We start from the raw sequence: 23,867 nt of genomic DNA, 5'->3' as shown, positions 1-23,867 counted from the left end.
CCGCCGCGGCGCCGGCCCGCGGGCGGGGCGCGCGGGCGCCGGGCGCCGGGGGCCCCCCCCCGGGGGGCCCCCCGGGGGGGGGGGGGGCGCGGCCCGCCCCCCCCCCCCCCCCCCCCCCCCCCCCCCCCTCGAAACTTCAGGGCGTCAGTCAGACCCCGAGCCACGACCGCCGGAACCTGAGTATCAGCATCAATGTCAGAGCCGGGCGGTAGCGTCGGATCATGTCCAATCAGGCGGGGAGCGGCGAGCGGCGGCCGGCCGTACTCGAAGGTGTCCTGGAGCGGATCACGTACGCCAACGAGGAGAACGGCTACACGGTCGCCCGGGTCGACACCGGCCGCGGTGGCGGCGATCTCCTCACGGTGGTGGGCGCGCTGCTCGGCGCCCAGGTCGGCGAATCCCTGCGCATGGAAGGCCGCTGGGGCTCCCACCCCCAGTACGGCAAGCAGTTCACGGTGGAGAACTACACGACGGTCCTGCCGGCCACCGTCCAGGGCATCCGCCGCTACCTCGGATCCGGCCTGGTCAAGGGCATCGGCCCGGTCTTCGCCGACCGCATCACCCAGCACTTCGGCCTGGAGACCCTCCAGATCATCGAGGAGGAGCCGAAGCGGCTGATCGAGGTCCCCGGCCTCGGCCCCAAGCGGACGAAGAAGATCGCCGACGCCTGGGAGGAGCAGAAGGCGATCAAGGAGGTCATGCTCTTCCTCCAGACCGTCGAGGTCTCCACGTCCATCGCGGTGCGGATCTACAAGAAGTACGGCGACGCGTCGATCTCGGTCGTGAAGAACCAGCCGTACCGGCTGGCCGCCGACGTCTGGGGCATCGGCTTCCTCACCGCCGACAAGATCGCCCAGTCGGTCGGCATCCCGCACGACAGCCCGGAGCGGGTGAAGGCGGGCCTCCAGTACGCGCTGTCCCAGTCCGCCGACCAGGGCCACTGCTTCCTGCCCGAGGAGCGGCTGATCGCGGACGCGGTCAAGCTGCTCCAGGTCGACACCGGGCTGGTCATCGAGTGCCTCGCCGAGCTGGCCGAACCGGCCGAGGAGGGCGCGGATCCCGGGGTGGTACGCGAGAAGGTGCCCGGACCAGAAGGGGACGCGGAGCCCGTCACCGCCGTCTACCTCGTGCCCTTCCACCGCGCCGAACTCTCCCTCTCCGCCCAGCTGTTGCGCCTGCTGCGGACGCCGGAGGACCGGATGCCGGCCTTCCGGGACGTGAACTGGGCCAAGGCGCTGGGCTGGTTGAGGTCCCGCACCGGAGCCGACCTCGCCCCCGAGCAGGAGGCCGCCGTCCGGCTCGCGCTGACCGAGAAGGTCGCCGTGCTCACCGGCGGGCCCGGCTGCGGCAAGTCCTTCACAGTCCGCTCGATCGTGGAACTGGCCCGCGCCAAGCAGGCCAAGGTACTGCTGGCCGCCCCCACCGGCCGCGCCGCCAAGCGGCTCGCCGAACTGACGGGCGCTGAGGCCTCCACGGTCCACCGGCTGCTGGAGCTGAAGCCCGGCGGCGACGCGGCCTACGACCGGGACCGCCCGCTGGACGCCGACCTGGTCGTCGTGGACGAGGCGTCCATGCTGGACCTGCTGCTCGCCAACAAGCTGGTGAAGGCGGTGCCGCCGGGGGCCCATCTTTTGTTCGTCGGTGACGTCGACCAGCTGCCCAGCGTCGGCGCCGGGGAGGTGCTGCGCGACCTGCTGGCCGAGGGCGGCCCGGTCCCGGCCGTGCGGCTCACCCGGGTCTTCCGGCAGGCCCAGCAGTCCGGCGTGGTCACCAACGCGCACCGCATCAACGCCGGGCAGCATCCGCTCACCGACGGCCTGAAGGACTTCTTCCTCTTCGTGGAGGACGACACCGAGGAGGCCGGCCGGCTCACCGTGGACGTGGCCGCCCGGCGCATTCCGGCCAGGTTCGGGCTCGACCCGCGCCGGGACGTCCAGGTGCTCGCGCCCATGCACCGCGGCCCGGCCGGCGCCGGCACCCTCAACGGCCTGCTCCAGCAGGCCATCACGCCCGGCAGGCCCGACCTGCCGGAGAAGCGGTTCGGCGGCCGGGTCTTCCGCGTCGGCGACAAGGTCACCCAGATCCGCAACAATTACGAGAAGGGGAAGAACGGCGTCTTCAACGGCACCGTGGGCGTGGTCACCTCGCTCGATCCGGTCGACCAGCGGCTGACGGTGCTGACGGACGAGGACGAGGAGGTCCCGTATGAATTCGATGAACTGGACGAGCTGGCACACGCGTACGCGGTGACGATCCACCGTTCACAGGGGAGTGAATATCCCGCCGTGGTGATCCCCGTCACCACGGGAGCCTGGATGATGCTTCAGCGGAACCTCCTGTACACGGCGGTGACACGGGCGAAACGGCTGGTCGTCCTCGTCGGTTCACGCAAGGCGATCGGACAGGCGGTGCGCACGGTCTCGGCCGGACGGCGCTGTACGGCACTGGACTTCAGGCTCCAGGGCTCCTGACCGGCCCCTGAGCAGGGGCGGCGACAGCGGCGGCGGGCCGCATCGCAAAAAATGATCGATCAAACGAGTCGCAAAGGTCACAGAGCACTTCCAGATGCCGGTCGGAGGGGGCAGGATGAGCAGGTTGGCGGCACTGAGTGCCGCCAATAGGCCCAATGGTCGACCCCGAGTGCACTCTCCTGAGCCAAATGGGGGATGGTAGAGACAGTCAGGGCACCTCGAAGATGAGGCACTACGTCGGTGAGGGAAGACGTGAGCGACAACTCTGTAGTACTGCGGTACGGCGACGGCGAGTACACCTACCCGGTGGTCGACAGCACCGTCGGTGACAAGGGCTTCGACATCGGGAAGCTCCGCGCCCAGACCGGTCTGGTGACTCTGGACAGCGGTTACGGCAACACGGCCGCCTATAAATCCGCCGTCACCTACCTGGACGGCGAGGCGGGCATCCTCCGCTACCGCGGCTACCCCATCGAGCAGCTCGCCGAGCGCTCCACCTTCCTCGAGGTGGCCTACCTGCTCATCAACGGTGAGCTCCCGACGGTCGACGAGCTGAGCACGTTCAAGAACGACATCACGCAGCACACCCTGCTGCACGAGGACGTCAAGAACTTCTACAAGGGCTTCCCGCGCGACGCCCACCCGATGGCCATGCTGTCCTCGGTCGTCTCGGCGCTGTCCACCTTCTACCAGGACAGCCACAACCCGTTCGACGAGAAGCAGCGCAACCTCTCCACGATCCGCCTGCTCGCCAAGCTTCCGACGATCGCGGCGTACGCGTACAAGAAGTCGATCGGTCACCCGTTCGTCTACCCGCGCAACGACCTCGGCTACGTCGAGAACTTCCTGCGCATGACCTTCTCGGTCCCGGCGCAGGAGTACGACCTGGACCCGGTCGTCGTCTCCGCGCTCGACAAGCTGCTGATCCTGCACGCGGACCACGAGCAGAACTGCTCGACCTCCACGGTCCGTCTGGTCGGCTCCTCGCAGGCCAACATGTTCGCGTCGATCTCGGCCGGCATCTCCGCCCTGTGGGGCCCGCTGCACGGCGGTGCCAACCAGTCCGTCCTGGAGATGCTGGAGGGCATCCAGGAGGCCGGCGGCGATGTCGACACCTTCATCCGCAAGGTGAAGAACAAGGAGGACGGCGTCCGCCTGATGGGCTTCGGCCACCGGGTCTACAAGAGCTTCGACCCGCGCGCCAAGATCATCAAGGCCGCCGCGCACGACGTCCTCTCCGCTCTCGGCAAGTCCGACGAGCTGCTGGACATCGCGCTCAAGCTGGAGGAGCACGCGCTTTCCGACGACTACTTCGTCTCGCGCAGCCTCTACCCGAACGTGGACTTCTACACCGGCCTGATCTACCGCGCCATGGGCTTCCCGACCGAGATGTTCACGGTCCTGTTCGCCCTCGGCCGCCTGCCGGGCTGGATCGCCCAGTGGACCGAGATGATCAAGGAGCCCGGCTCCCGCATCGGCCGCCCGCGCCAGATCTACACGGGCGTGGTCGAGCGCGACTTCGTGCCGGTCGAGGAGCGCTGACACCTGCCGGTGGGGGCGCCGGGTGACTGGTGCCCCTCGTTGGGCTGTGCCGTTCGGGGGCGCTCGTCCAAGAGCTCGATGCTCAAGGAGCGTGGGCGGCTGCCGGTCCGTTGCGGTTGGTCGCGCAGGTCCCCGCGCCCCTTGGGGCGCTGCACTGAGCGAGCTCCAGAAGTTGAGCGAAAACAGAAGGCGCCCTGAGCCGTCAGTCCCCCCACGGGCCGACGACCAGGGCGCCTTCCCATGTCCCGGTGCGGATTCCCCCCACGGGATCCGGCCGGGCGCTCGGAGAGGACAGCGCCTGAACCGCTGTCTGAGCACGACGAGCAAAACCCGTCGTACTCCAGTGATGCGGTGCGATCTGCCGGGACAACGCACGCTGGGAGGGCCGCTCAAAGCTTCCCGGTGTGCGTGCCCCGGCAACGCATCTCTGAGGAAGTCCCCCAAGACATCCCCAGATGCCAGTCAGCGCCCCCCAAGACGCTGTTCTGACATCGCCAACTTAGACCTTCGAACCCCTTCGATGGTTACGTTCGCATCACTGTGATCTGCGTCTCTTGCATATGTCCCTTAGGTGCGCAAGAGCCCCGATACGGCGATCGAGGCTCAAGCGTAAGGAAGATGCGCGAGCCTTGTGAAGAGCTTATGTGAGGCGCGCGCCCGACTCTAGAGGGACTCTTACTTCGGCTCCACCTAACCCCCGGTAACACCGGGGGTACTTCAGCGGAACCGGCGCAGTCGCAGGCTGTTGGTCACCACGAAGACCGAGGAGAAGGCCATCGCCGCCCCCGCGATCATCGGGTTCAGCAGGCCCGCGGCGGCCAGCGGCAGCGCGGCCACGTTGTAGCCGAAGGCCCACACCAGGTTGCCCTTGATCGTGGCGAGGGTGCGCCGGGAGAGCCGGATGGCGTCCGCGGCCACCCTCAGGTCCCCGCGGACCAGCGTCAGGTCTCCGGCCTCGATCGCCGCGTCCGTCCCGGTGCCCATGGCGAGCCCCAGATCGGCGGTGGCGAGCGCGGCCGCGTCGTTGACGCCGTCACCGACCATCGCCACGGCGCGTCCCTCGCGCTGCAGCCGCCGTACGACGTCCACCTTCTCCTCGGGGAGCACCTCGGCGATCACCTCGTCGATGCCGACGGTGTGCGCGACCGCCTCGGCGACCGTCCGGTTGTCCCCGGTGAGCAACACCGGCGTGAGCCTGAGGGCGCGCAGCTCGCGCACCGCCGCGGCGCTGGTCTCCTTGACCGCGTCGGCGACGGCGAGCACCCCGCGGGCCTGTCCGCCCCAGCCGACCGCAACGGCCGTACGGCCGTCCTGCTCGGCCTGCCGCCCGGCCCGGGCCAGCTCCTCCGGGAGCGCGTCGAACAGCCGCCCCACGGCCACCTCGCGGCCTTCCACGCGGCCGCGTACGCCCCGCCCGGGGACGTTCTCGAAGTGCTCGACCGCGGGGAGCGTGCCGACTCGATCCTCGGCGCCCGCGGCGATCGCCCGCGCGACGGGGTGCTCGGAGGCGTGCTCCAGGGCTCCGGCGAGCCGCAATACCTCCTTCTCGTCCTCGCCGTCGGCGACGTACACCGCCTGGAGGGTCATCCGGCCGGTGGTGACCGTGCCGGTCTTGTCCAGGACCACGGTGTCGACGCGGCGCGTGGACTCCAGCACCTCGGGGCCCTTGATGAGGATGCCGAGCTGGGCGCCCCGGCCGGTGCCGACCATCAGCGCGGTCGGCGTGGCGAGGCCTAGCGCGCAGGGGCAGGCGATGATCAGCACGGAGACGGCGGCCGTGAACGCGGCGGAGGTGTCCCCGGTGGCCGCCAGCCAGACGCCGAAGGTGCCGAGCGCGATGAGGATGACGACGGGGACGAAGACGGCGGAGATCCGGTCGGCGAGCCGCTGCACCTCGGCCTTGCCGTTCTGCGCGTCCTCGACCAGCTTCGCCATCCGGGCGAGCTGGGTGTCCGCGCCGACCCGGGTCGCCTCCACCACCAGCCGGCCGCCCGCGTTGACCGTGGCGCCGGTGACCTGGTCGCCGGGGCCGACGTCCACCGGCACCGACTCGCCGGTCAGCATGGCCGCGTCCACCGCGGACAGGCCCTGGACGACCGTGCCGTCGGTGGCGATCTTCTCCCCGGGCCGTACGACGAACCGGTCGCCCACGGTCAGCGCGGCCACCGGCACCCGCACCTCGCGCCCGTCCCGCAGGATGGCGACGTCCTTGGCACCCAGCTCCATCAGGGCCTTCAGGGCCGCGCCCGCGCGGCGCTTGGAGCGGGCCTCCAGATAGCGGCCGAGGAGGATCAGCGCGACGACTCCGGCGGCGACCTCCAGGTAGACGGTGGAGGCGCCGTCCATCCGCGAGACGGTGAGGCGGAACTCGTCGTGCATGCCGGTCATGCCCGCGTCGCCGAAGAACAGCGCCCACAGCGACCAGCCGAACGCGGCCAGCGTGCCGACCGAGACGAGGGTGTCCATCGTGGCGGCGCCGTGCCGGGCGTTGGTCCAGGCGGCCCGGTGGAAGGGCAGGCCGCCCCAGACGACGACCGGCGCGGCGAGCGTGAGCGAGAGCCACTGCCAGTTGTCGAACTGCAGCGCGGGGATCATGGCGAGCAGGACGACGGGGGCGGCGAGCAGCACGGAGACGAGCAGGCGGTGCCTGAGGGCGGTCAGTTCCGGGTCGTGCCCGGCGGCTTCCCGGACCTCGGGTTCGGGCTCCGGCGGCGCGGGCTCCTCGGCGGTGTAGCCGGTCTTCACGACGGTCGCGATCAGGTCGGCGACCTGGACGCCCTCGGCGTAGCTGATCTTCGCCTTCTCCGTCGCGTAGTTCACGGTTGCGCTCACGCCGTCCATGCGGTTGAGCTTCTTCTCCACCCGTGCGGCACAGGAGGCGCAGGTCATCCCGCCGATGAGCAGCTCGACCTCGGACGTGCCGCCTATCTCGCTCGCTGTCTCGGTGGTGGTGCTGGTCATGTCCGGACTCCAGACATCGGACCGGACCGCGCGGATCCAGTATCAGCTGGCCGGCACGGCCCGGTCGGTGAAAGTTTTCGGGGTTCGCACCCGGGATGCGGGGCGGGCCCGTCGCTCGGGTCGTGCGCTCAGGCCCTGCCGGCCAGCTCGAAGCCCGCCTCGTCCACGGCGGCGCGGACGGCCTCGTCGTCGAGCGGGGCCTCGGAGACGACGGTCACCTCGCCGGTCGACGCGACGGCCTTGACCGAGCTGACGCCGGGAATCTGGGAGATCTCGCTGGAGACGGAGCCCTCACAGTGGCCACAGCTCATGCCGGTCACCTTGTAGACAGCGGTGACGGAGCCCGAAGTGTCGGTCTGAGCGGTCATGTCGTTACTCCTCGTCGTGGCGTGTGGGGCCAGTGGGGTCCACGGGGGAGCCCCACTTTTTTCAGACTATACCCCTAGGGGGTATTTCTCCAAGAGGTGCCCCGGTGTGCCAGTGACCGCACCCAGGCGACGCCGAGCACGGCGACGAGCATCGGACCGCCGACCGAGAACAGGGTGAACAGGTGCTCCTGCGCGGCGCTGGGCCGCGGGATGTACCCCTGCGCGAACAGCTCAGGTGCCAGGCCGGTGCCCGACAGCCGGGCCACCAGCCAGATCGCGATGCCGTGGGTGGCGTCCCACAGAGCGTGCAGCACGCAGACGCCCAGCCAGGCGCCGACGACCGGCGCGGCGAGCCGGAAGTGCCCGTTCGGGCGCCGGTGGGCCAGCAGGACGCCGCCCGCGATCGCCGTCCACAGGCCGTGCCCGAAGGGGGCGAGCACCCCGCGCAGGATCTCCGTCTCCAGCAGTGCCCTGAGGCCGACGCCGTCGGCGGAGACGGCCGCGCCGAACGCGTACCCGCAACTCTCCAGAGCCGCGAAGCCGAAGCCGACCGCCGCGCCGAGCACCAGCCCGGCCCGCATCCCGCGGATGCCCGGCTGCCGGCGCAGCGCGAACACCAGCGCGCCGAGCTTGGCCGCCTCCTCGATCAGGCCGACTCCGGTGAACATGCCCAGGGAGGGGCGGAGCAGGTACGACTCCATCAGCGAGGCGCCGAGCACGCCGAGCGTGCCCCCGGCGAGGAAGCAGCCGAGGATCGCGCTGACGCCCAGGTCCCGGGCGTGCCGCTCGTACGCCCACAGCGCGAAGACGACGGGGACCAGGAAACCGCCGAGCAGGATGAGGGTCGGCAGCAGTGCGGTGCTCTGTGTCGCGTACGTCAGCAGTTCGGTCAGCGCCCACAGGGTGAGCCCGCCGCCCAGGCAGCGCTTCCACAGGCCGGCGCCGATGCGCGGGTACGGCGGCGGGGGCTGCTGGGGGCCGGGAATGCGGGCCCGGGGCATACCGGGCGGCGGCGAGTGGGTCACGTCGGTCCTCTGGAGCTCCTGCTGGGCGATTTATCCGCACTCTAGGCAGATGTTCCCAGGGGTGGCAGTCCGGGGACCGCAGCGGGGTCACGCGCCGCCGAGCCGGTCGCCCACCAGAGGCTGCAGGTAGCGGATCAGGACGTCCTTGATCTCCTGGACGTAGGCCGCCTGCTCGGCGCCCTCGTGGGCGAGGACGAGCTCCAGGCCCGCCTTGTAGATACCGAGGCAGACGTGGGCCGTGCGCGTGACGTCGGCCGGGTCGGCCTCGGGCAGGAGGGAGCCGAGCAGGCCCTCGATGCGGCCGATCACGGTGGCGTGCAGCTGGTCGTGGGCCTCGGCGATCCTGCCGGGCACGTCGGGGCCGTGCATCAGTGCGAAGAAGACCGGGTGCTCGGTGTTGAAGGCCATGAACCGGTCGACGGCCGTGCCGATGGCCTCCTCCAGCGGGGTGGCGGGGTCGACCGGCGTCAGCACCTCGCCGTACGTCTCCTGCATCTGGTGCATGAGGCGGTCGCCCAGCTCGACGGCGAGCGCCTCCTTGTTCGGGAAGAACTGGTAGAGCGTGCCCGGCGAGACGCCCGCCTCGCGCGCGATGGCGTTGGTGCTGGCGGCGGTGTAGCCGGTGGTGCAGAAGACCCGGGCGGCGGCCTGGAGGAGCTGCGCGATACGGCGTTCACCGCGTGCCTGACGACGGCGCGGCTGCTCCTTCTCCGAGGTGTCGGACACGCGTGATCCCCAGCCCTTCAAAGGCGATTGACAAACACGAGCGGTCGCTCGCATTCTTGAGAAACGCGAGCGATCTCTCGTGTTTGCCAGTTTATGGCAATGACCGATCCATGCTGCCTGCCTGCACAGACATGGGTCAGGGTGAAGGGGACACCGCACGATGACCGAAGTCAACAAGGCGCCGACCCCGGGGGACGGACCGCCCCGCGTCGGGGGATGGACACGTTTCGTGACCGCCCGCCCGCGCCTGTCGCTGCTGGTGGCCCTGGTGCTCACCGCGCTCGCCGTGCTGGCCGGCAGCGGCGTCGCGGACCGGCTGGGCAGCGGCGGCTGGGAGGACCCGGCCGCCGAGTCGACGTACGCGACCAAGGCGCTGGAGCGCGAGTTCCCCGACTCCCAGCCCAACCTGCTGCTCCTGGTGGACTCCGGCCACGCCTCCGTGGACGACCCGGCGGTCGCCGCCCGGGCCCGCGACCTGGCCGAGCGGCTGGCCACCGAGCAGGGCGTGACCGGCGTCGGCTCCTACTGGCAGTCGAAATCCCCCGCCCTGCGTGCCGAGGACGGCCACGAGGCGCTCATCGCCGCCCGCATCACCGGCGACGAGAACGCGATGGGCAGGACCCTGGACCGCATAGCGCCCCACTACCGGGGCACGCACGGCCCGGTCCAGGTGAAGGTCGGCGGCATCGTCGCGGTACGGCACGAGATGCAGACGATCATCAAGGAGGACCTCACCCGCGCCGAGATGATCGCCCTGCCCATCACCCTGGTCCTGCTGGTGATGGTCTTCGGCAGCGCGATCGCGGCCCTGCTGCCGCTGGGCATCGGCATCGTCGCCATCCTCGGCACGAACGCGGTGCTGCGCGGCCTGACGTCCTTCACCGACGTCTCCGTCTTCGCGCTGAACCTCACCACGGCCCTCGGCCTCGGCCTCGCCATCGACTACGCCCTGTTCATCGTCCGCCGCTACCGCGAGGAACTCTCCACCGGAGCCGACCCGTTGACCGCCGTGGGCACGACCCTGCGCACGGCCGGCCGCACGGTCCTGTTCTCCGCCCTCACCGTCGCGGTCTCCCTGGCCGCCATGATGGTCTTCCCGCAGTACTTCCTGCGGTCCTTCGCCTACGCCGGCATCGCCGTGGTCCTGCTCGCCGCCGCGGCCGCGCTGATCCTGCTCCCGGTCGCCCTGCTCCTGCTCGGCCACCGGGTCAACGCCCTCGACCTGCGCCGCCTCTTCCGCCGCGGCCGCGAGCCGAAGGCCGCCGGAACCGAAGGCACAGCCTGGGCCCGCGCCGCCACGCTGGTGATGCGCCGTGCCCCGCTCTTCGCGCTCGGCACGACCGCCCTGCTGGTGCTCCTCGGACTGCCCTTCCTGGGCGTGAAGTTCGGCACCGCCGACGACCGCCAGCTGCCCTCGGGCGCCGAGTCGCACGTGGTGCAGCAGCACATCCGGGACGGCTTCCCGGGCACCCCCGGCGGTGGCCTGGAGATCCTCGCCGAGGGCAAGGCCACCGAGACCCAGTACGCGGACTACAAGCAGCGGGTGGCCGCCCTGCCCGAGGTGGTCCGCGTCGACGGCCCGCTGGTCAAGGGCGACACGGCCTACTTCACGGTGCAGCCGAAGGGCGAGGCAGTCGACAGCGCCGCCCAGAGCCTGGTCGGCGACCTGCGCTCGCTCAAGGCCCCCTTCGACACCAAGGTGACCGGCACGGCGGCCGTCCTGGTCGACTCCAAGCACGCGATAGGCGAACACCTGCCCTGGGCGGGCGCGTTCATCGCGATCGTCACCCTGCTGCTGGTCTTCCTGCTCACCGGCAGCGTGCTGATACCCCTGCAGGCCGTGGTGCTCAACGCGCTCAGCCTGACGGCGATGTTCGGCGCGGTGGTCTGGGTGTTCCAGGACGGCCACCTCTCCGGAGCGCTCGGCTTCACCAGCCCCGGCTCGATCGAGACCACCCTGCCCGTCCTGATGTTCTGCGTGGCCTTCGGCCTCTCCATGGACTACGGCGTGTTCCTGCTCTCCCGCATCAAGGAGGAGTACGAGCGCACCGGCGACCACAACGAGGCGGTCCGCCACGGGCTGCAGCGCACCGGCGGGCTGATCACCGCGGCGGCGGTCATCCTCGCGGTGGTGATGGTCGCCATCGGCACCTCCCGGGTGACCAACACCAAGATGCTGGGCCTCGGTATCGCCCTCGCGGTGCTGATGGACGCGATGGTCGTCCGCAGCCTCCTGGTCCCGGCGATCATGCGGCTCACGGGCCGCGCCACCTGGTGGGCCCCGGCCCCCCTGCGCCGCTTCCACCAGCGGTTCGGACTCAGCGAGGGCGAACCGGCCGTGCCGGCGCAGGAGGAGAAGGAGCCGGCAGGGGTGTGAGGCCCGTGGCTTCCATGGCAGGGTGACGCGCATGAGAGCCGTGGTGTTCGACCAGTACGGGGAGCCGGCCGAGGTACGGGAGGTGCCGGACCCGGAGCCCGCCGAGCACGGGGTGGTGGTGCGGGTCGAGGCGACCGGGCTGTGCCGCAGCGACTGGCACGGCTGGATGGGACACGACCCGGACATCACGCTCCCGCACGTACCGGGGCACGAACTCGCCGGTGTCGCGGAGACCGTGGGCGCCCGGGTCACCGGCTGGCGGCCCGGCGACCGGGTCACCGTGCCGTTCGTCTGCGCCTGCGGCAGCTGCCCGTCCTGCGCGGCCGGCGACCAGCAGGTGTGCGAGCGCCAGACCCAGCCCGGCTTCCACCACTGGGGCTCCTTCGCCCAGTACGTGGCCCTCGATCACGCCGATGTGAACCTGGTCGCGATCCCGGACGGGATGGCGTACGCCACGGCCGCCGCCCTCGGCTGCCGCTTCGCCACCGCTTTCCGCGCGGTGGTGCAGCAGGGCCGGGTGGCGGCGGGGGAGTGGGTCGCGGTGCACGGCTGCGGCGGGGTCGGGCTGTCGGCGGTGATGATCGCCGCGGCCTCGGGAGCGCGGGTGGTCGCCGTCGACGTGTCGCCCCGGGCCCTGGACCTGGCCCGGAAGTTCGGGGCGGCCGAGTGCGTGGACGCGACCGGCGTGCCCGGCACCGCGGCCGCCGTCCGGGAGCTGACCGGCGGTGGCGCCCATCTCTCCCTCGACGCCCTCGGCTCGCCCGCCACCTGCGCGGCCTCCGTCGACTCCCTGCGCCGCCGCGGCCGGCACGTCCAGGTGGGCCTGCTGCCCTCACCGGACGGCACCACCCCCGTCCCACTGGCCCGCGCCATCGCCCTGGAGCTCGAACTCCTCGGCAGCCACGGCATGGCCGCCCACGCCTATCCGGGCATGCTGGAGCTGGTCGGGTCCGGGGTGCTGCGCCCGGACCTGCTCATCACACGCACGATCGCGCTCGACGCGGTCCCCGAGGCCCTGGCGGCGATGGGGACGGCGCCGGGCGCGGGCGTGACGGTCATCGAGCCGTGGAGCTGAGCGCCGCCCACTCACGGTCCAGGATCGACATGATCACCTCGTCGGTCCACTCGCCGTCCTGCCGCTGTATCTCCCGCCGGACCCCCTCGACCCGGAACCCGACCTTCTCGTAGACGTGCAGGGCCCGGCGGTTGTGGGCATAGGCGCCCAACTCGATCCGGTGCAGGCCGAGTTCCCCGAAGCCATGGGCGACGATCAGCCGGGTCGCCTCGGTGCCGATACCGCGGCCGCGGCCCCGGGGCCCGATCAGCGTGCGGAACGTGCAGCTGCGGGTGGCCGGGTCGTACTCGTGCAGGACGACCTCGCCGAGGACTTCGCCGGTCGCGGGGTCGGTGACGGCCAGGTCGAGACGGTCGGGGGCGGTGGCCCGGGAGCCGTACCAGGACCGCACCCGCTCCGGGGTCAGGTCGGTGGACGGATCGTAGGTGAAGCGGAGGACCTCGGGGTCTTCCATGATCTCCCACATGACCTCGGCGTCGGCCTCGGTGAAGGGACGCAGGACGGTCTTGTGGCCGGTCAGGACGGGTTTGATGGAGAAACTCATGAGGCGACTGTGCCCCACGAGGCAGGTGGGGCACAGGTGAATTTCCGGCAGGCGAGGTCCGGGTCAGTCCATTCTTCGGCCCCGGTTGCCCGGCCGGGAGGCGACCCATGCGCGGACGGTGTCGGCGTACCAGTAGGGCTTGCCGCCCTCCACGTGGTCGGGCGGAGGCAGCAGGCCGTGCTTGCGGTAGGACCGTACGGTGTCCGGCTGCACCCGGATGTGCGCCGCGATCTCCTTGTAGGACCAGAGCCCTCGGTCGGTCATGAGTTGCACCTCCCTGCGCGCGCCGCGGCGGCGACCGGGGGCGGCCGTCGGGGGAGCCGGGCGTTGCGCTGGCGATCACCAAGCCTGTGTCCGGTGAACGACGCAGAGTGACCGCAGGAAAGCGGCTGTTGACCTGGTGTGACCGAGAACCCGCAGAGCCGCGACATGTGTGACAGGAAGTGGGTGTTTGTGACACGCCTGCAGCAATAGGCGTGCGCCGACGTGATCGCCGAGCCGGTCCGGACCGGCGCCCGCGCACGGGAGGGCGGACCGGGGCTCGCTGCGTCGAGTCCCGGTCCGCCGGCTTCCCGCACCTCCGACGGCTCCTCGCTCCCGGCCGGGCTGCCGGATCCCCCGTGTCCAACAGCCGAGCCGCCGACGGCCTCGCTTCCCCCGGGAATCGACCGGCCGGAAGATCAGCGTGCCCCTACCGGTTGCCGCGGGTATTGGAAAAAACCGCACCCCGGCCGGGTGCGAGAACCAGGCTCGTCGCCTCGCCCGCCATCCGGTCCGGCACCGAGCGCGCCGCCGGCAGGCGCCGGGCCGCAAGGAACTCGCCGGGCGTGCAGCCCGTCATCGCCTTGAACTCGCCGCTCAGGTGCGCCTGGTCGTAGAACCCGCACAGGGCCGCCGTCTCCGCCGGCCCGCGCCCCGCCGCCAGCAGTCGCTTCGCCCACTGCAACCGGAGCACCCGGGCGGCGGCCTTCGGACCGAGGCCGATCTGCTCACGGAAGCGGTTCTCCAACTGCCTTACGCTCCAGCCGACTTCCTCGGCCAGCCGGGGGACCGGGATCGCACCCCGGCTGTGCCTCAGCAGCGACCAGGCACGCACCACCCGGGCAGAGCCGGGAACGCCCGCCCGGGTCCACCGCAGCAACACCTCGTCCAGCAGGGCGAACCGCTCGGACCAGCCGGGCAAAGCGGCGAGAGCGGCGGCCAGTTCACCCACACCGGTTCCCAGTGGATGGGGTAACTCGTCCGGATCCAGGGACCGGTTGGCCAGTTCGTGCTGGGGCGTGCCGAACAGCGTGAACGCGGCCCATGGCGCGAGCAGAACCTCGATGCCGGAGAGCCGCCCCGCGTGTTCGCCGAGGGCCGGTGTGGTGGTCAGCCCGTTGACTACGGAGACCAGGGTCGCCGGGGTCCGCCCGGCCCGCGAGATACGTACGGGCTCCTCGAAGCCGAGCAACAGCGTGGCCGCCCCGATCGGCGTCTCCAGCCGCCGCCGCGGCCGGTCGAGGGCCATGCGTATCCCGCGATAACTGATCACACCGGGCCGCAATGCCGGATGGGGCTGTGCGGGAACGACCTCCCACGAGACCCCGTCCGTCATGCGCCCTCCTGCACTGAGCCGAAGGGCACTCATACTACGAGCGGCGAGGACAACCCCCTAGGGGCGCGGGGAACTGCGCGACAAGCCACATAAGACCTGCACGCGCCCACCCATAGAACCCGGCACCCCCGTAGGCACCCTCACGCCCCGCACGACCGAAGAAACGCCCGAGTCCGCCGAGCGACAGGCAGCGGAGCGTCGGGCGCGCACGGGTACATGTCCTGCTCGACGATCCCGAACAGATCCACCCCCAGCCTCTGCGCGGCCTCCAGCACCGGCCCCAGCGCAGGCACCCCGGAGGGCGGCTCACACATCACGCCCTGGGCGACCGCGGGCCCGAACGGCGTCCCCTTCGCCCGCACGTCGGCCAGGATCTCCGGATCGACCTGCTTCAGATGCAGGTACCCGATCCGCTCGCCGTACGTCTCGATCAGCTTGACGCTGTCCCCGCCGCAGTACGCGTAGTGCCCGGTGTCCAGGCACAGCGACACCAGGTCGGAGTCGGTGCCGTCGAGGAATCGGGTGACGTTCTCCTCGCTGTCGATGTGGGTGTCGGCGTGCGGGTGGACCACGATCGACAGGCCGTACCGCTCCCGCACCTCGTGTCCGAGTCGCTCGGTCAGAGAGGTGAGATTCCGCCACTGTTCGGAGGTCAGTGTGTCGGGCTCCAGCACCTCGCCGGTCTTGTCGTCCCGCCAGAAGGACGGGATGACGACCAGGTGGCGGGCGCCCATGGCCTGGGTGAGGGCGGCGATGTCGGAGACGTGCGACCAGGTCTTGTCCCAGACCGCCGCGCCGTGGTGCAGGCCGGTGAAGACCGTGCCGGCCGACACGTTCAGGCCACGCCGCGCGGTCTCCTCGGCGAGCACCGCCGGGTCGGTCGGCAGATAGCCGTAGGGGCCCAGCTCGATCCACTCGTAGCCCGAGTCGGCGACCTCGTCGAGGAAGCGCTGCCAGGGGACCTGCCGCGGGTCGTCCGGGAACCAGACGCCCCAGGAGTCGGGCGCCGATCCGATCCGGATACGGGAAAGTGAGGAGGGTGACAACGACGTCATGCCCGTCAGCGTGCGGGGCGGTGGAAAGCGGTGTCAAGGTCTGGTCCGAATGTCTGGACAAAACATTGACAGGGCTCGGCGGACAGGACTAGAAAGCCGGGGAGAGCCGTGACGAAGGGAAGCCGATGGCGTACGACCTGATCACCATGGGGCGGATCGGAGTGGACCTCTACCCGCTGCAAACCGGTGTCCCGCTCGCCCAGGTGTCGTCCTTCGGCAAGTTCCTCGGCGGGTCGGCGACGAACGTCGCGGTGGCCGCGGCCAGGCTCGGCCGGCGGACCGCCGTGATCACCCGCACGGGCGACGACCCGTTCGGCGCCTATCTGCACGAGGCCCTGCGCGGCTTCGGCGTCGACGACCGCTGGGTCACCCCGGTGCCCGGACTGCCCACGCCGGTCACCTTCTGCGAGGTCTTCCCGCCGGACGACTTCCCGCTCTACTTCTACCGGCAGCCCAAGGCGCCGGACCTGGAGATCGACGCCCACGAGCTGGACCTGGACGCGATCCACGAGGCACGCGTCTTCTGGGTCACCGGCACCGGCCTGAGCGAGGAGCCCAGCCGTACGGCGACCCTCGCGGCCCTCGCCCACCGCGCGAAGTCGGGCCCGACGGTCTTCGACCTCGACTGGCGGCCCATGTTCTGGAACGACCCGGCATCCGCCCGCCCCTTCTACGCCGAGGCGCTGCGCCACACCACCGTGGCCGTCGGCAACCTGGACGAGGTGGAGGTCGCCACCGGCGTGCGCGAGCCCCACGCCGCGGCCCGCGCACTGCTGGACGCCGGGGTCGAGGTCGCCGTGGTCAAGCAGGGACCCAAGGGCGTCCTCGCCGTCAACAACAAGGGCGAGTCCGCCGAGGTCCCGCCGCTCCCCGTCAACGTCCTCAACGGACTCGGCGCCGGTGACGCCTTCGGCGGCTCCCTCTGCAACGGCCTGCTGGAAGGCTGGGACCTGGAGATGATCATGCGACACGCCAACGCGGCCGGCGCCATCGTGGCCTCCCGCCTGGAGTGCTCCTCCGCGATGCCCACCCCCGACGAGGTGGCCGCCGCGCTCGAGGCCGGAGCGGTCCTGTGAGGGCGGGCAGGGTGGCAGGCACCCACCACGAGGGCGGGGACGGCAGCCGGTCGCCGCGCGTCGACGTCGCCGAGCTGGTCCACACCCGCACCCACCACCCCGAGGCGATCGCCGAGGCCGCCGCCCGGCGGGCGCGTAGGCCCCTCCTCAACGAGCACGGCCGGCTGATGATCGTCGCCGCCGACCACCCGGCCCGTGGCGCACTCGGCGTCGGCGACCGGGGGCTCGCCATGGCCAACCGCGCCGACCTGCTGGAACGCCTGTGCCTCGCGCTGTCCCGGCCCGGCGTCGACGGCGTCCTCGCCACCGCCGACATCCTGGACGACCTGCTTCTGCTCGGCGCCCTCGACCACAAGGTCGTCATGGGCTCCATGAACCGTGGCGGCCTGCAGGGCGCCAGCTTCGAGCTGGACGACCGCTTCACCGGGCACCGGCCCGAGGACATCCAGCGCCTCGGCTTCGACGCCGGCAAGCTGCTGCTGCGCATCGACTACGACGACCCGGGCTCCCTGACCACCCTGGAGTCCACCGCCCGCGCCGTCGACGCGATGGCCGCGCTCCGGCTCCCGGTCTTCGTGGAGCCGTTCATCAGCCGGCGCGGCCCCGACGGACGGCTCCGCAACGACCTGAGCGCCGAGGCGGTCACCAAGTCCATCGCCATCGCCTCCGGCCTCGGCGGCTCCTCGGCCTACACCTGGCTGAAGGTGCCGGTCACCGAGAACCCCGACGACATGGCCCGGGTCATGGAGACCTCGACCCTGCCGGCCGTGCTGCTCGGCGGCGACGTCGGCGACTCGCCCGAGGAGCAGGTGGCCGCGTACGAGAAGTGGCGCGGCGCGCTGCAACTGCCCACCGTGCGCGGCCTGGTGGTCGGCCGCTCGCTGCTGTATCCGGCGGACGGCGACGTGGCCGCCGCCGTGGACACCGCCGTAGGACTGCTGTGAGGGCCGCATGACCAGCACCGACCTGCACCTGCCCCGGGGCGCCACCGCGAACGCCCAGTACGCCGTCGACATCGACCCCAAGCGGGCCGGCTGGACGCACAGCAGCCTGCGCATCGTGGAGTTGTCACCGGGCGGTACACATACGTTCACCACCGGGGACAGTGAGTGGATCGTGCTTCCGCTGCACGGCGGATGTACCGTGCGAATCGCGGAAGAAGAATTTCAACTCCTGGGCCGGGAAAGCGTGTTCGCGGGGGTTTCCGACTTCGCGTACGTGCCCCGGGACGCCCAGGTCCTGATCGCCTCCGGCGCGGGAGGCCGCTTCGCCCTGGCAGGAGCGAAGTGCGAGCGACGACTCCCCGCCCGCTACGGCCCCGCGCCGGAGGTCCCCGTCGAGGAGCGCGGCAGCGGCACCTGCGCCCGCCGGGTGCGCAACTTCGCCTCTGCCGACTCCTTCGACTGCGACAGGCTGATCGCCGTCGAGGTGATCACACCCGGCGGCAACTGGTCCTCGTACCCGCCGCACAAGCACGACGAGTACCGGCCGGGCGAGGAGTCCGAGCTGGAGGAGATCTACTACTTCGAGATCGACGGCCCGAACGGTTTCGGCTATCAGCGCGTATTCCCCTCGCGCGAGGGCGGGACCGACGTCCTCGCCGAGGTCCGCTCCGGTGACGCCGTCCTCGTACCCGACGGCTGGCACGGCCCGTCGATCGCCCAGCCCGGGCACGACATGTACTACCTGAACGTCATGTCCGGTCCGGGGCAGACGCGGGAGTGGCGGATCTGCTTCCACCCGGACCACGTAGAAGGCACAGGGGGTTACCGATGACGACCTCGACGACGAGGCTCACGGTCGCGCAGGCACTCGTCCGCTTCCTCGCCGCCCAGTACACGGAACGCGACGGCCGGCGGCAGCGGCTGATCGGCGCCACCTGGGGCATCTTCGGGCACGGCAACGTGGCCGGCCTCGGCCAGGCGCTGGTCGAGTACCAGGACGTGATGCCGTACCACCAGGGCCGCAACGAGCAGTCCATGGTGCACGCGGCGGTCGGCTACGCCCGCCAGTCGAACCGCCTGTCCACCCACGCCGTGACCACCTCCATCGGGCCGGGCGCGACCAACCTGGTCACCGGCGCCGCCCTGGCCACCATCAACCACCTCCCGGTGCTGCTGCTGCCCGGCGACGTCTTCGCCACCCGCCCCGCCGACCCGGTCCTGCAGCAGCTGGAGGTGCCGTACGCGGGCGACGTGTCGGTCAACGACACGCTGCGCCCGGTGTCCAGGTACTTCGACCGGATCACCCGGCCCGAGGCCCTGATCCCGAGCGCCCTGCAGGCCATGCGGGTCCTCACCGACCCCGTGGAGACCGGCGCGGTCACCCTCGCCCTGCCGCAGGACGTGCAGGCCGAGGCGTACGACTGGCCCGCGGAGTTCTTCGCCGAGCGCGTGTGGACCGTACGACGCCCCGGCGCGGACCCCACCGAACTCGCCGAGGCGGTCCGGGCGGTCCGGGCCGCGAAGCGCCCGCTCGTCATCGCGGGCGGCGGAGTCCACCACAGCCGCGCCGAGGAGACCCTCGCGGAGTTCGCGGAGGCCACCCGGATACCGGTCGCCTCCACCCAGGCAGGCAAGGGCTCGCTGCGCCACGACCACCCGCAGGACGTCGGCGGCGTCGGCCACACCGGCAGCGCGACCGCCGACGAGCTGGCCCGCACCGCGGACCTGGTGATCGGCGTGGGCACCCGCTACACCGACTTCACCACCGCTTCCGGCACCCTCTTCGAGAACCCGGACGTGCGTTTCCTCAACCTCAACATCGCGCCCTTCGACGGTCACAAGCTGGCCGGGCTGCCCCTGGTCGCGGACGCCCGCAGCGGCCTGGGCGAGCTGACCGAGGCGCTGGAGATGCACGAGCACCGGGTCGCCGACTCCTACGTCACCGAGTACACCGAGGACAAGGAGCGCTGGGAACAGCGCGTCGACGCCTGCTTCGAGGCGGACGAGCCGGACATCAGGCCGACCCAGCCGCAGGTCCTCGGCGCCCTGGACGCCCTGGTGGACGAGTCCGACATCATCATCAACGCGGCCGGATCGCTCCCCGGCGACCTGCACAAGCTGTGGCGGGCGCGCTCGTTCGACCAGTACCACCTGGAGTACGGCTACTCCTGCATGGGCTACGAGATCCCGGCCGCGATCGGCGTGAAGCTCGCCGCGCCCGAGCGGAACGTGTGGGCGCTGGTCGGCGACGGGACGTACCTGATGATGCCGACGGAGATCGTGACCGCCGTGCAGGAGGGCATCGCGATCAAGATCCTGCTCGTGCAGAACCACGGGTACGCCTCGATCGGGGGTCTGTCGGAGTCCGTGGGCGGCGAGCGGTTCGGCACCGCCTACCGCTTCACCTCGGACGACGGCACCTTCACCGGTGCCCCGCTGCCCGTCGACCTCGCCGCCAACGCGGCCAGCCTCGGCATGCGCGTCCTGCGAGCGAAGACCGTACGGGACCTGCGCGCGGCGCTCGCCGAGGCGCGGGCCGCCGACACTGCCACATGTGTCTACGTGGAGACCGAAACGTCCGACACTGTGTCGGGCGCGCCTCCGGCGCAGGCCTGGTGGGATGTTCCTGTGGCCGAGACCGCGACCCGATCGTCCGCGGTCAAGGCACGTGAGCTGTACGAACGGCACGTCTCGACCCGACGCCGCCATCTGTAAAAGGAGTTTCTGGGCATGACGAAGATCGTCAACCACTGGATCGGCGGCAAGACCGTCGAAGGCGCGTCGGGTACGTACGGGCCGGTCACGGACCCGGCGACCGGCGCGGTCACCACCAAGGTCGCGTTCGCGTCGGTCGACGAGGTGGACGCCGCGGTAGCCGCCGCGAAGGACGCCTTCGTGACCTGGGGCCAGTCCTCGCTGGCCCAGCGCACGTCCATCCTCTTCAAGTTCCGGGCGCTGCTGGACGCCAACCGGGACGCCATCGCGGAGCTGATCACCGCCGAGCACGGCAAGGTGCACTCCGACGCCCTCGGCGAGGTCGCCCGCGGTCTGGAGATCGTCGACCTGGCCTGCGGCATCAACGTGCAGCTCAAGGGCGAGCTGTCCACGCAGGTCGCCAGCCGCGTCGACGTGGCCGCGATCCGCCAGCCGCTGGGTGTCGTCGCCGGCATCACGCCGTTCAACTTCCCGGCGATGGTCCCGATGTGGATGTTCCCGATCGCCATCGCGACCGGCAACACCTTCGTCCTCAAGCCGTCCGAGAAGGACCCGTCGGCCGCCGTCAAGATCGCCGAGCTGCTGTCCGAGGCCGGTCTGCCCGACGGCGTCTTCAACGTCGTCCACGGCGACAAGGTGGCCGTCGACCGCCTGCTGGAGCACCCGGACGTCAAGGCCGTCTCCTTCGTCGGCTCGACCCCGATCGCCCGCTACATCCACACCACGGCCTCCGCCAACGGCAAGCGCGTGCAGGCCCTGGGCGGCGCCAAGAACCACATGCTGGTCCTGCCGGACGCCGACCTGGACGCGGCCGCCGACGCCGCCGTGTCCGCCGCCTACGGCTCCGCGGGCGAGCGCTGCATGGCCATCTCCGCCGTCGTCGCGGTCGGCTCCATCGGCGACGAGCTGGTGGAGAAGATCCGCGAGCGCGCCGAGAAGATCAAGATCGGCCCCGGCGACGACCCGACCTCCGAGATGGGCCCGCTCATCACGAAGGTCCACCGCGACAAGGTGGCCTCCTACGTCGAGGGCGCGGCGGCCGAGGGCGCCGAGGTCGTGCTCGACGGCACCGGCTACACGGTCGAGGGCTACGAGGACGGCCACTGGATCGGCATCTCCCTGCTCGACAAGGTGCCCACGTCCGCGAAGGCCTACCAGGACGAGATCTTCGGCCCGGTGCTGTGCGTGCTGCGGGTGGACACGTACGAGGAGGGTGTCGCTCTCATCAACGCCTCGCCGTTCGGCAACGGCACCGCGATCTTCACCCGCGACGGCGGCGCCGCCCGCCGCTTCCAGCTGGAGATCGAGGCCGGCATGGTCGGCGTGAACGTCCCGATCCCGGTCCCGGTCGGCTACCACTCCTTCGGTGGCTGGAAGGACTCGCTCTTCGGCGACCACCACATCTACGGCAACGACGGCACGCACTTCTACACCCGCGGCAAGGTCGTCACCACCCGCTGGCCGGACCCGTCCGAGGCCCCCGCCGGCGTCGACCTCGGCTTCCCGCGCAACCACTGAGGGCTCCACCACCTCTTGTCAGGCCGTCCGGATTCCGGACGGCCTGACATTTTTTTGACGCCCCAGCTGCGATTCTCGTTCTGGTGGGATCAAACGGATGACGAAAGGGTTAGCGGCAAATGACCTTGGAAAGCAAGGTCAGATTCCACTGTGGCTTGATGGATGCGCCTACAGGGCGCTACAGCCTGCGAAAGTGATGCCGCGTGAGTCTTTCGGGAACTGCGAATTCCGTAGGTAAACGGCCATTGACGCAGCGGTTTTCGTCGGGGTTCTATGCAGCGCCGGGAGCGGACGAGACAAACGCAAGACGAGCCGCCGGAGGCGATAGCGCTCCCGACCCCACCCTCAGTCGCACGAGTCGATCGGAACCGCCGCATGACCGACACGCTCCGCCCTGTCGAGACAGCCGTCATAGACGCTTCCGGGGCCCCTGACAGCCCCCAGAAGCTCAAGCGTTCCATCGGCGTCGTCGGCGGCACCCTGCTGACGCTCTCCTGTGTCACGCCCGCCTCCACGCTCTTCGTGGTCGTCCCCGACCTCTTCGGCTCCCTCGGTACCGCCACCGCCCTGACGATCGCCATCGGCTCCCTCCTCTGTATCGCCGTGGCGTTCTGCTACTCCGAGCTGGGCACCCTCATCCCCAGCGCGGGCGGCGAGTACGCGATGGTGTCGACGATGGCCGGCCGGCTCGCGGGCTGGCTCGTCTTCGTGCTGTCCCTGCTGGTCGTGATGATCGTCCCGCCGGTGATCGCGATGGGCACGGCGGACTACCTCGCCCCGATCGTGCACCTCGACCCGTCGATGACCGGCGCCGGCGTGATGCTGCTCGCCACCCTCGCCGGCCTGCTCGACCTGCGCGCCAACGCCTGGATCACCGGCATCTTCCTGGTCCTGGAGGTCATCGCCGCCGGGGTCGTCGCCCTCCTGGGCTTCACCCACGGCCACCGCGGGGCCGGCAGTCTGCTCTCCATGCAGGTGGCCGGCGAGAACGGCCACACGGACACCGTGACGGCCATGCTGGTGGTCTCCGGACTCGCCATCGCCCTCTTCGTCACCCAGGGCTTCTCGACCGCCGTCTACCTCTCCGAGGAACTGGAGCACCCGCGCCGCAACGTCGCCCGCACCGTGCTCGCCACCCTCGCGATCTCCACCGTGATCATCCTGGTCCCGGTCGCCGCGATCACCATGGGCGCCTCCGACCTCAAGGAACTGACCGGCGGCGACATCAGCTCCATGGTCACCGCCTGGTCCAACTCCGCGGTCGGCACCTTCGTCAGCCTCTGCGTGGCCCTCGCGATCATCAACGCGGGCATCGTCATGGTCATCCAGAACTCCCGCGTCCTGTTCGCCTCCGCCCGCGACAAGGCCTGGCCCGAGCCGGTCAACAACGTCTTCTCCAAGCTCGGCCGCTTCGGCTCCCCCTGGGTCGCCACGCTCGCGGTCGGCGTCCCCGGCGCGCTGCTCTGCTTCGTCAACCTGGACACCCTGTACGGCGTGACGGGCGTCTCGGTGACCGGCATGTACCTGCTGGTCGCGGTCGCCGCCCTGCTGTCCCGCCGCGGCTCCCACAAGCACACGCCGGCCTGGCGGATGCCGCTGTGGCCCGCGATGCCGGTCCTGCTGATCGTGGTCCTCGGTTACATCCTGAGCCAGCAGGAGGCGAGCTACCTGCTGTGGACCGGCGGCATCACCGCGGCCGCCACCCTCTACTGGGCCTTCTACCTCCGCCCGCGCCGGGAGACCCGCTGGCTGGTGTCGATCCCGGAGGACGCGCAGGCGTAACGAACCCGCTCGACACTTCCCGCGTCCTCGCCGCCCGCACCGTGCCGGGCGGCGAGGACGTCGTCGTACCACGCCTGAAGTACGCCGGGGC

At 70.9% G+C, this 23,867-nt stretch carries 18 protein-coding genes; 10 read left to right on the top strand and 8 right to left on the bottom strand.

What is annotated here, in order from left to right:
- The first annotated feature begins 221 nt into the window (after window positions 1–221).
- Together ACFYZZ_RS13920 and ACFYZZ_RS13915 are read left to right on the top strand one after the other, a co-directional pair.
- Entirely contained in the window at window positions 222–2,471 is a 2,250-nt protein-coding gene (locus ACFYZZ_RS13920) for an ATP-dependent RecD-like DNA helicase (RefSeq protein ID WP_389175067.1), read from the top strand.
- Between the two features lie 252 nt (window positions 2,472–2,723).
- Window positions 2,724–4,013: a citrate synthase gene (locus tag ACFYZZ_RS13915; protein ID WP_389175064.1), complete on the top strand. Its 1,290-nt coding sequence runs from the start codon at window positions 2,724–2,726 to the stop codon at window positions 4,011–4,013.
- A 717-nt stretch (window positions 4,014–4,730) separates the two neighbouring features.
- Here the strand turns inward: ACFYZZ_RS13915 and ACFYZZ_RS13910 are convergent.
- The 4 genes from ACFYZZ_RS13910 to ACFYZZ_RS13895 form a co-directional block, all read right to left on the bottom strand.
- The gene (locus tag ACFYZZ_RS13910) at window positions 4,731–6,974 is read right to left on the bottom strand and encodes a heavy metal translocating P-type ATPase (protein ID WP_389175061.1); all 2,244 of its coding nucleotides are present in this window, start codon (window positions 6,972–6,974) and stop codon (window positions 4,731–4,733) included.
- 128 nt (window positions 6,975–7,102) lie between these two features.
- On the bottom strand, window positions 7,103–7,342 hold the full coding sequence (locus tag ACFYZZ_RS13905; RefSeq protein ID WP_386581127.1) for a heavy-metal-associated domain-containing protein: 240 nt from the start codon (window positions 7,340–7,342) through the stop codon (window positions 7,103–7,105).
- 74 nt (window positions 7,343–7,416) lie between these two features.
- Window positions 7,417–8,367 carry a PrsW family intramembrane metalloprotease gene (locus tag ACFYZZ_RS13900; RefSeq protein ID WP_389175059.1) on the bottom strand — a complete coding sequence of 317 codons (951 nt, stop codon included), beginning with the start codon at window positions 8,365–8,367 and terminating at the stop codon, window positions 7,417–7,419.
- 87 nt (window positions 8,368–8,454) lie between these two features.
- Window positions 8,455–9,093 carry a TetR/AcrR family transcriptional regulator gene (locus tag ACFYZZ_RS13895; RefSeq protein ID WP_389175056.1) on the bottom strand — a complete coding sequence of 213 codons (639 nt, stop codon included), beginning with the start codon at window positions 9,091–9,093 and terminating at the stop codon, window positions 8,455–8,457.
- Between the two features lie 160 nt (window positions 9,094–9,253).
- On the opposite strand from ACFYZZ_RS13895, the gene ACFYZZ_RS13890 reads away from it, so the two are divergent.
- Window positions 9,254–11,470: an MMPL family transporter gene (locus ACFYZZ_RS13890; RefSeq protein WP_389175054.1), complete on the top strand. Its 2,217-nt coding sequence runs from the start codon at window positions 9,254–9,256 to the stop codon at window positions 11,468–11,470.
- A 31-nt stretch (window positions 11,471–11,501) separates the two neighbouring features.
- A complete protein-coding gene (locus ACFYZZ_RS13885) occupies window positions 11,502–12,545 on the top strand; it encodes a zinc-dependent alcohol dehydrogenase family protein (protein WP_389175052.1) in 1,044 nt (347 codons plus the stop codon).
- Here ACFYZZ_RS13885 and ACFYZZ_RS13880 read toward each other — a convergent pair.
- The 4 genes from ACFYZZ_RS13880 to ACFYZZ_RS13865 all read right to left on the bottom strand — a co-directional run bounded on the left by ACFYZZ_RS13880 (window position 12,526) and on the right by ACFYZZ_RS13865 (window position 15,741).
- A complete protein-coding gene (locus tag ACFYZZ_RS13880; protein ID WP_389175049.1) occupies window positions 12,526–13,089 on the bottom strand; it encodes a GNAT family N-acetyltransferase in 564 nt (187 codons plus the stop codon). The two genes, ACFYZZ_RS13885 and ACFYZZ_RS13880, sit on opposite strands and share 20 nt — an antisense overlap.
- Before the next feature lie 63 nt (window positions 13,090–13,152).
- Window positions 13,153–13,353, bottom strand: a complete 201-nt coding sequence (locus ACFYZZ_RS13875; RefSeq protein WP_386581135.1) for a helix-turn-helix transcriptional regulator — start codon at window positions 13,351–13,353, stop codon at window positions 13,153–13,155.
- A 427-nt stretch (window positions 13,354–13,780) separates the two neighbouring features.
- Window positions 13,781–14,686: a helix-turn-helix domain-containing protein gene (locus ACFYZZ_RS13870; RefSeq protein WP_389175046.1), complete on the bottom strand. Its 906-nt coding sequence runs from the start codon at window positions 14,684–14,686 to the stop codon at window positions 13,781–13,783.
- 140 nt (window positions 14,687–14,826) lie between these two features.
- Entirely contained in the window at window positions 14,827–15,741 is a 915-nt protein-coding gene (locus tag ACFYZZ_RS13865) for a sugar phosphate isomerase/epimerase family protein (RefSeq protein ID WP_389175043.1), read from the bottom strand.
- A gap of 125 nt (window positions 15,742–15,866) precedes the next feature.
- Between ACFYZZ_RS13865 and iolC the strand changes: the two genes are divergently transcribed.
- The 6 genes from iolC (at window position 15,867) to ACFYZZ_RS13835 (ending at window position 23,776) form a co-directional block, all read left to right on the top strand.
- A complete protein-coding gene (iolC, locus tag ACFYZZ_RS13860; protein WP_389175040.1) occupies window positions 15,867–16,817 on the top strand; it encodes a 5-dehydro-2-deoxygluconokinase in 951 nt (316 codons plus the stop codon).
- 11 nt (window positions 16,818–16,828) lie between these two features.
- The gene (locus tag ACFYZZ_RS13855; RefSeq protein WP_389175037.1) at window positions 16,829–17,761 is read left to right on the top strand and encodes a deoxyribose-phosphate aldolase; all 933 of its coding nucleotides are present in this window, start codon (window positions 16,829–16,831) and stop codon (window positions 17,759–17,761) included.
- Window positions 17,762–17,768: 7 nt separating this feature from the next.
- Window positions 17,769–18,593 (top strand): 5-deoxy-glucuronate isomerase, encoded by an 825-nt coding sequence (gene iolB / locus ACFYZZ_RS13850; protein WP_389175035.1) that lies wholly within the window; start codon window positions 17,769–17,771, stop codon window positions 18,591–18,593.
- Window positions 18,590–20,476, top strand: a complete 1,887-nt coding sequence (gene iolD, locus ACFYZZ_RS13845; protein ID WP_389175032.1) for a 3D-(3,5/4)-trihydroxycyclohexane-1,2-dione acylhydrolase (decyclizing) — start codon at window positions 18,590–18,592, stop codon at window positions 20,474–20,476. Before iolB ends, iolD begins: the two co-directional genes overlap by 4 nt.
- A 15-nt stretch (window positions 20,477–20,491) precedes the next feature.
- Window positions 20,492–21,994 carry a CoA-acylating methylmalonate-semialdehyde dehydrogenase gene (mmsA, locus tag ACFYZZ_RS13840; protein ID WP_389175029.1) on the top strand — a complete coding sequence of 501 codons (1,503 nt, stop codon included), beginning with the start codon at window positions 20,492–20,494 and terminating at the stop codon, window positions 21,992–21,994.
- 375 nt (window positions 21,995–22,369) lie between these two features.
- Window positions 22,370–23,776, top strand: coding sequence for an APC family permease (locus ACFYZZ_RS13835; RefSeq protein WP_386581149.1), 1,407 nt, complete (start codon window positions 22,370–22,372; stop codon window positions 23,774–23,776).
- The last annotated feature ends 91 nt before the right edge of the window (window positions 23,777–23,867 follow it).

The organism is Streptomyces sp. NPDC001816 (genome assembly GCF_042892235.1).
In the GTDB taxonomy this organism is placed as follows: Bacteria; Actinomycetota; Actinomycetes; order Streptomycetales; family Streptomycetaceae; genus Streptomyces.
Note: the sequence above shows the minus strand (reverse complement) of the source record. Positions and strands in the feature narration are given on the sequence as shown.